At 68.7% G+C, this 6,681-nt stretch carries 7 protein-coding genes and 1 pseudogene; 6 read left to right on the forward strand and 2 right to left on the reverse strand.

Features of this window, described 5'->3' with window-relative positions; translation table 11 throughout:
• The first annotated feature begins 10 nt into the window (after nucleotides 1-10).
• Both JWP83_RS05000 and JWP83_RS05005 read left to right on the forward strand, forming a co-directional pair.
• The gene (locus JWP83_RS05000) at nucleotides 11-520 is read left to right on the forward strand and encodes a hypothetical protein (RefSeq protein WP_297726660.1); all 510 of its coding nucleotides are present in this window, start codon (nucleotides 11-13) and stop codon (nucleotides 518-520) included.
• Nucleotides 508-1,020, forward strand: coding sequence for a GNAT family N-acetyltransferase (locus JWP83_RS05005; protein ID WP_297726663.1), 513 nt, complete (start codon nucleotides 508-510; stop codon nucleotides 1,018-1,020). The genes JWP83_RS05000 and JWP83_RS05005 overlap by 13 nt, the downstream gene beginning before the upstream one ends.
• Nucleotides 1,021-1,027: 7 nt before the next feature.
• On the opposite strand, the gene zapE is transcribed toward JWP83_RS05005, so the two are convergent.
• Nucleotides 1,028-2,107 carry a cell division protein ZapE gene (gene zapE / locus JWP83_RS05010; RefSeq protein WP_297726666.1) on the reverse strand — a complete coding sequence of 360 codons (1,080 nt, stop codon included), beginning with the start codon at nucleotides 2,105-2,107 and terminating at the stop codon, nucleotides 1,028-1,030.
• Here zapE and JWP83_RS05015 point away from each other — a divergent pair.
• The 4 genes from JWP83_RS05015 to msrB are packed head-to-tail and all read left to right on the forward strand — an operon-like array spanning nucleotide 2,106 to nucleotide 6,242.
• Entirely contained in the window at nucleotides 2,106-2,861 is a 756-nt protein-coding gene (locus JWP83_RS05015) for a pyrimidine reductase family protein (RefSeq protein ID WP_297726670.1), read from the forward strand. The two genes, zapE and JWP83_RS05015, sit on opposite strands and share 2 nt — an antisense overlap.
• Entirely contained in the window at nucleotides 2,858-4,435 is a 1,578-nt protein-coding gene (locus JWP83_RS05020) for an alpha/beta fold hydrolase (protein WP_297726675.1), read from the forward strand. The genes JWP83_RS05015 and JWP83_RS05020 overlap by 4 nt, the downstream gene beginning before the upstream one ends.
• Nucleotides 4,436-4,454: 19 nt before the next feature.
• Entirely contained in the window at nucleotides 4,455-5,807 is a 1,353-nt protein-coding gene (gene aftC, locus JWP83_RS05025) for an arabinofuranan 3-O-arabinosyltransferase (protein ID WP_297726672.1), read from the forward strand.
• Between the two features lie 24 nt (nucleotides 5,808-5,831).
• A complete protein-coding gene (msrB, locus tag JWP83_RS05030) occupies nucleotides 5,832-6,242 on the forward strand; it encodes a peptide-methionine (R)-S-oxide reductase MsrB (RefSeq protein ID WP_297726678.1) in 411 nt (136 codons plus the stop codon).
• A gap of 203 nt (nucleotides 6,243-6,445) precedes the next feature.
• On the opposite strand, the pseudogene JWP83_RS05035 reads toward msrB, so the two are convergent.
• Nucleotides 6,446-6,681: pseudogene (locus JWP83_RS05035) on the reverse strand (PE-PGRS family protein); the annotation flags it as partial.

Genomic DNA, 6,681 nt, shown 5'->3' on the forward strand with positions numbered 1-6,681 from the left:
TCATGCGAAGATGCAGCGCTGGCTGGTCGTCGTGTCCACCTTCCTCGCCGCCGCCGCGAGCCTGGCCGCGCCCCGCGCGTGGGCCGGTGACGCGCCGATCGGCCACATCGGTGACACGCTGCGGGTGGACACCGGCACCTACATCGCGGACGTCACCGTCGGCAGCGTGGCGCCCTGCGACCCGCCGCCCGGATTCGGCTACACCCGCGAAGGCGTTCCGGTCAAGAGCTTTCCGGGCAGTACCGTCGACCGCGCCGACGTGACAGTCCGCGCGATCCGGGTGCCCAACCCGTTCATCATGGCGACCAACTTCAGCTTCGACGGCGTGACCCCGTTCGCCGATGCCTACAAGCCGCGGCCCTCCGATGCGCCCGACGCGCTGGACAACGTGCTCGTCAACGCGCCGAACGGGGCCATCGTGCGCGGCGGAGTGTATTGGGACGCCTACCGCGACCCGGTCTCCACCGTCGTCCTGCTGGACAAGAAGACGGGCTATCACCTCGCCCAATGGAATCTTTGACTCTGGCTGTACGCGTCGTCACGACGGGTTCGGTCGACACCGCGGAGCTGGCTGACGTTGCCGCGCGCACCTTTCCGTTGGCGTGTCCCCCCGCCACGGCCTTGGAGAACATCGCGTCGTTCATCGACACCAACCTGTCGGCGGAGCGCTTCGCGGAGTATCTGGCCGATCCGCGCCGCGCGATCGTCACCGCCGCGCGCGACGGCCGAATCATCGGCTACGCCATGCTCGTTCGCGACGCCGACGACACCGCCGAGTTGTCGAAGATGTACGTGCTGGCCGACCACCACGGCGCCGGGGTGTCGGCGGCGCTGATGGACCTCGGTGTGGCCACCGCCCAAGAGTGGGGCGTGCGCCGCATGTGGCTGGGCGTCAATCAGGCAAACGAACGCGCGCAACGCTTTTACCTCAAGCACGGCTTTACCATCAACGGCACCAGGACATTTCAGTTGGGCGCCGAATGCGAGAACGACTATGTCATGGTTCGCGAGCTTCGTTGATCGCGGCTTACCCAATTGAGGTCAGCGCGACCAGCCGTGACGTGGCCCGCAGGTACTTCTTTCGATAGCCGCCGGCCAGCATCTCCTCGCTGAAGATGGTGTCCAGCTTCGCCCCGGAAGCCACCACCGGGATGCCGGCATCGTAAAGCCGGTCGGTCAGCGACACCAGCCTCAGGGCGACGTTCTGATCGTCGATGCCGTGCACGCCGGTCAGAAACACTTCCGTCACGCCCTCGATCAGCGTCAGATAACGCGACGGGTGCATGGTGGCCAGGTGCGCGCACAGCGCGTCGAAATCGTCCAGTGTCGCCCCGTCGACGACCGCGGCGCGCGCGGCCACCTCCTCGTCCGACAACGGCTGCGGCGCCGGCGGGAGGCCGCGGTGCCGGTAGTCGGGTCCCTCGATCCGCACTGTGGTGAAAATGCTTGCCAGCGTGTTGATCTCGCGCAGAAAGTCCTGGGCGGCGAAGCGGCCCTCGCCGAGCTGCTCGGGCAGGGTGTTGGAGGTGGCGGCCACCGACACCCCCCGCTCGACCAACGACGAGAGCAGCCGCGAGATCAGGGTGGTGTTGCCGGGGTCGTCGAGTTCGAACTCGTCGATGCACACCGCCGTGTAACCGGCCAGCATCTCGATGCATTCGACGAAGCCGAACACCCCGGCGAGCTGGGTGAGCTCGCCAAAGGTGGCGAACGCCTTGGGAGTTGGGGGCTCGGGGCCGGTCCCGGGCAGCTGGTAGTACGCCGAGGCGAGCAGGTGGGTCTTGCCAACGCCGAAGCCGCCGTCGAGATACAGTCCGACGCCGGGCAGCACGGCCCGCTTGCCCAACAGTTTTCGGCGGCCGGCGCGGCGCTCCACGGCCTGCCGGCAGAAGTCCTGGCAGGCCACGACGGCGGCGGCCTGGCTCGGTTCCGCCGGATCCGGGCGGTACGTCGCAAAGCTCACATCGGCGAACGTTGGCGGCGGCCGCAATTGGGCGATCAGTCGCTCGGGCGACACGGTCGGATGCCGATCCACCAGGTGAGCCACTCGGCCGAAGGCGGACCCGTGCATGCAGGAACTGTAGCGGCGTGCTGCAATCAAGCTCATGCCAGAGACCCCGCTGACGCTGCTCGGGTCGACGCGGGAAATCGACGACGGCGAACTTCCCCGGCTCTACGGGTATCCGGAACGGGACGGGACGTGGGTGCGGGCGAATTTCATCACCAGCCTGGACGGCGGCGCCACCGCCGACGGCAGCAGCGGCGCCATGGGAGGGCCCGGCGACCGTCACATTTTCAACCTGCTGCGGGAACTGGCCGACGTGATCGTGGTCGGCGCGGGCACGGTGCGGATCGAGGGCTATTCCGGCGCGCACCTGGGTGTGTCGCAGCGACAGGGGCGGCAGGCCCGCGGGCAGAGCGAGGTCCCCCGACTGGCGATCGTCACCAAGTCGGGCCGCCTTGATCGCGGCATGGGGGTGTTCACCCGCACCGAGGTGCCGCCCCTGGTGCTCACCTGCACGGCGGTCGCCGCGGAGACACGCCGGCGGCTCGGTGACCTCTGCGATGTCGTCGACTGCTCCGGCGGCGATCCCGGCAAGGTCGACGAGGCCGCCCTGCTGGCGGGCCTCGCGGCGCGCGGAATGCGCCGCGTCCTGACCGAAGGCGGGCCGGTGCTGCTCGGCGCGTTCGTCCAGCGCGACCTGATCGACGAGCTGTGCCTGACGATGGCGCCCTACCTCGTCGGCGGCCTGGCCCGACGCATCGCGACGGGCCCGGGCCAGGTCCTGACCCGCATGCGCTGCGCCCACATCCTCACCGACGACGCCGGCTACCTTTACGCCCGCTACGTCAAGGCATAGCTACTGTGGTCGGCATGAGTCGGCAGATCGCATCCGCGGCGGTCCTGGTAGCGGTGACCGCGGTCGTCGCCGGCTGCGTTCCCGGCCTGGCCGCGGACCCGCGCTTCGCCACCAATTCCGGCGCCCGACCGCAGGGCGTGGCCCCGACGAAGCCTCCGCCGGCCGGTCCGCCGCCGATCGCCGCGCCCAAGAACGACCTGTCCTGGCACGACTGCACGGCGAGGGTGTTCGGCGACGCGGCCGTGCGGGCGGCGCCGGACGTGCAGCTGGACTGCGCGAACTACGACACCGACCTCGACCCGGTCAACGGCGGGTCGGGGACCCTGAGCATCGGCGTGGTCCGGGCGCGCTCGAACATGACGCCGCACGACGCCGGCCCGCTCGTCTTCACCACCGGCTCCGACCTGCCGTCCTCGACACAGTTGCCGGCCTGGCTCGCCCGGGGCGGCGTCGACGTCCTCCAAACCCACCCCATCGTCGCCGTCGACCGGCGCGGCATGGGCATGTCGAGCCCCATCGACTGCCGCGATCAGCTCGACCGCCAGGCGATGCGCGATCAGGCCCAGTTCCAGCCCGGCGACGACCCGGTCGCCAACCTCTCCGACATCTCCAACACCGCCACCACCAACTGCACCGACGCCATCGCGCCGGGGGCGTCGGCCTACGACAACTCGCACGCCGCCTCCGACATCGAGCGACTGCGCAGCCTTTGGGACGTGCCCGCCGTCGCGCTGGTTGGGATCGGCAACGGCGCGCAGGTGGCGCTGGCCTACGCCGCGTCGCGGCCCGACCGGGTCGCCCGGCTGATCCTCGACTCCCCAATTGCCTTGGGCGTCAACGCCGAAGCCGCCGCCGAGCAACAGGTCAAGGGCCAGCAGGCCGCGCTCGACGCGTTCGCCGCCCAGTGCGTCGCGGTCAACTGCGCGCTGGGTCCGGACCCCAAAGGCGCCGTCAGCGCGATGCTGGCCGACGCCCGCGCGGGCAAGGGGCCCGGCGGCGCACCGGTGGCCGCGGTCGCCAACGCCATCACCGCCGCGTTGGGCTTCCCCTCCGGCGGCCGCGTCGGCGCCACCACGAGCCTGGCCAACGCGCTGGCGGCCGCCCGCTCCGGCGACGCCAACCAGCTGAACAACCTGATCAACCACGCGTACGCCATCAACGACTCGGACGGCAAGTTCGTCAACTCCTGCAGCGACGCCATCAACCGCCCGACCCCGGACCGGGTGCGCGAACTCGTGGTGGCGTGGGCGAAGCTCTATCCCCAATTCGGCACCGTCGCCGCGCTCAACTTGGTGAAATGCGCGCACTGGCCCACCATTCCGCCGCCCGCGCCGCCGAAGAATCTCAAGGTCGACGTCCTGCTGGCGGGCGTGCAGAACGACCCGATCGTCGGCAGCGAGGGCGTCGCCGCGACGGCGGCCATGATCATCAACGCCAACGCGGCCAGCAAGCGCGTGATGTGGCAGGGCATCGGCCACGGCGCCAGCATCTATTCGTCGTGCGCGGTCCCGCCGCTGATCGGCTATCTCAACAGCGGCAAGCTGCCCGGGACCGACACCTACTGTCCCGCCTGATAGTTGGCGTCAAGTCTCGGTGTACGGTGCGCTGGTGACCGCAGCTGACTCGACCCGAACCGGCCTGCGCGATCGGCTCCTGGCCGCGTTTCGTCCCCGAACCAGCGCACCGAGCGCGGCGACGGTATTGCGGTCGGCGCTGTGGCCGGTGGCCATCATGTCGGTGCTGCACCGCAGCATCGTGCTCACCCTCAACGGCAATATCACCGACGACTTCAAGCCGGTGTACCGCGCCGTCCTCAACTTCCGGCACGGCTGGGACATTTACAACGAGCACTTCGACTACGTCGACCCGCACTACCTGTATCCGCCCGGCGGCACGCTGCTGATGGCACCGTTCGGCTACCTGTCCTTTACGCCGTCGAGGTATCTGTTCGTCCTGATCAACACCGTCGCAATCCTGATCGCCTGGTACCTGCTGCTGCGGTTGTTCAACTACACGCTGTCGTCGGTGGCCGCGCCCGCCCTGCTACTGGCCATGTTCTGCACGGAAAGCGTGACCAGCACGCTGGTGTTCACCAACATCAACGGCTGCGTCCTGCTGGCCGAGGTGCTGTTCTTGCGCTGGCTGCTGGACGGGAAGGTCGGGCACCAGTGGTGGGCCGGCCTCGCGATCGGGCTCACCCTCACGCTCAAACCGGTGCTTCTACCGCTGCTGCTGTTGCCCCTGTTAAATCGCCAGTGGCGGGCGCTGGTGCCCGCGGTAATCGTGCCCCTGGTCATCAACGTGGCCGCGTGGCCATTGGTCAGCGACCCGATGGACTTCGTCACGAAAACGGTGCCCTACATCGGGGGCACCCGGGACTACTTCAACAGTTCGATCGAGGGCAACGGCGTGTACTTCGGCCTGCCCACCCCGCTGATCGTGTTCCTGCGAATTCTGTTCGTTCTGATTGCGATCGGCGCACTGTGGCTGCTGTACCGCTACTACCGCACCCGCGATCCGCTGTTCTGGTTCACCAGCTCGTCGGGTGTGCTGCTGTTGTGTTCGTGGTTGGTGCTGCCGTTGGCCCAGGGCTACTACTCGATGATGCTGTTCCCGTTCCTGATGACCGTGGTGCTGCAGAACTCGCTGATCCGCAACTGGCCGGCGTGGCTGGGGATCTACGGCTTCATGACATTGGACGACTGGCTGATTTATAGGTACATGCGGTACGGCCGCGCGCTGCACTACCTGAAGATCACCTACGGCTGGTCGCTGCTGCTGATCGTCGCATTCACCGTGCTGGTTTTCCGTTACCTGGACGCCAAGGCCGAAAACCGGCTGGACGACGGCATCGATCCAGCGTGGCTGACGGCCGAGCGTGAGCGCGACGCGGTGATCGCAAGCTCGGCGGAGCCGGCCCCAGCGGGTCAGCGCCATCCGAGCTAGCGTGGACGCATGACCTCCCCCGACGTGTCGCGCCCGAAGGTGCAACTCTCCGACGACGAGTGGCGCCGAAAGCTCAACCCGCAGGAGTTCGACGTGCTCCGTCGCGCCGGCACCGAGCGGCCGTTCACCGGTGAGTACACCGACACCAAGACCGAGGGCGTCTACCAGTGCCGGGCCTGCGGCGCCGAATTGTTCCGGAGCACAGAGAAATTCGAGTCGCACTGCGGCTGGCCGTCGTTCTTCGACCCGGCGGACTCCGACGCGGTGATCCTGCGCCCGGACCATTCGATGGGTACGACGCGCACCGAGGCGCTGTGCGCCAACTGCCACAGCCACCTGGGCCACGTGTTCGCCGGCGAGGGTTATCCGACGCCGACCGATCAGCGTTACTGCATCAACTCGATCTCGCTGCGCCTGGTGCCGACGGGCGCCTAGGCTCGCCCCCGTTTGCTCATTCCCGGCTGTCACAAAAAGTCGGGGATCTGCCAGTGTGCCCGCCTCAGAGCGACTTCTTGCTCGCAGTGCGGCGCCGCCGCAGTTTGTCGCTGTGAGGCGGGCAAAAAGTCAACCCCGACTGTCCGGTGACTCGTGTGACAGGTGGGGTTACGACTTTTCCGAACTGGCATGCACCCGCACGGCTATATCCCGTCCATCCCGGGCTGGCCGAACAGGCTTCCGCCGGCGCCGCCGGTGCCGGGCAGGCCCGGGGTTGGGCCGGGGCCGCCGTCGCCGCCGTTGCCGCCGTTGCCGATCAGCACGGCGGCGCCGCCGTTGCCGCCGTCGCCGCCGGTCGCGAGACCCTCCCCGCCGGCGCCGCCGACCCCGCCGCTGCCGATCATCCCGGCTTTGCCGCCGACCCCGCCGTCCCCGCCGG

The sequence above is a fragment of the Mycobacterium sp. genome, from assembly GCF_025965855.1.
Classification (GTDB): domain Bacteria; phylum Actinomycetota; class Actinomycetes; order Mycobacteriales; family Mycobacteriaceae; genus Mycobacterium.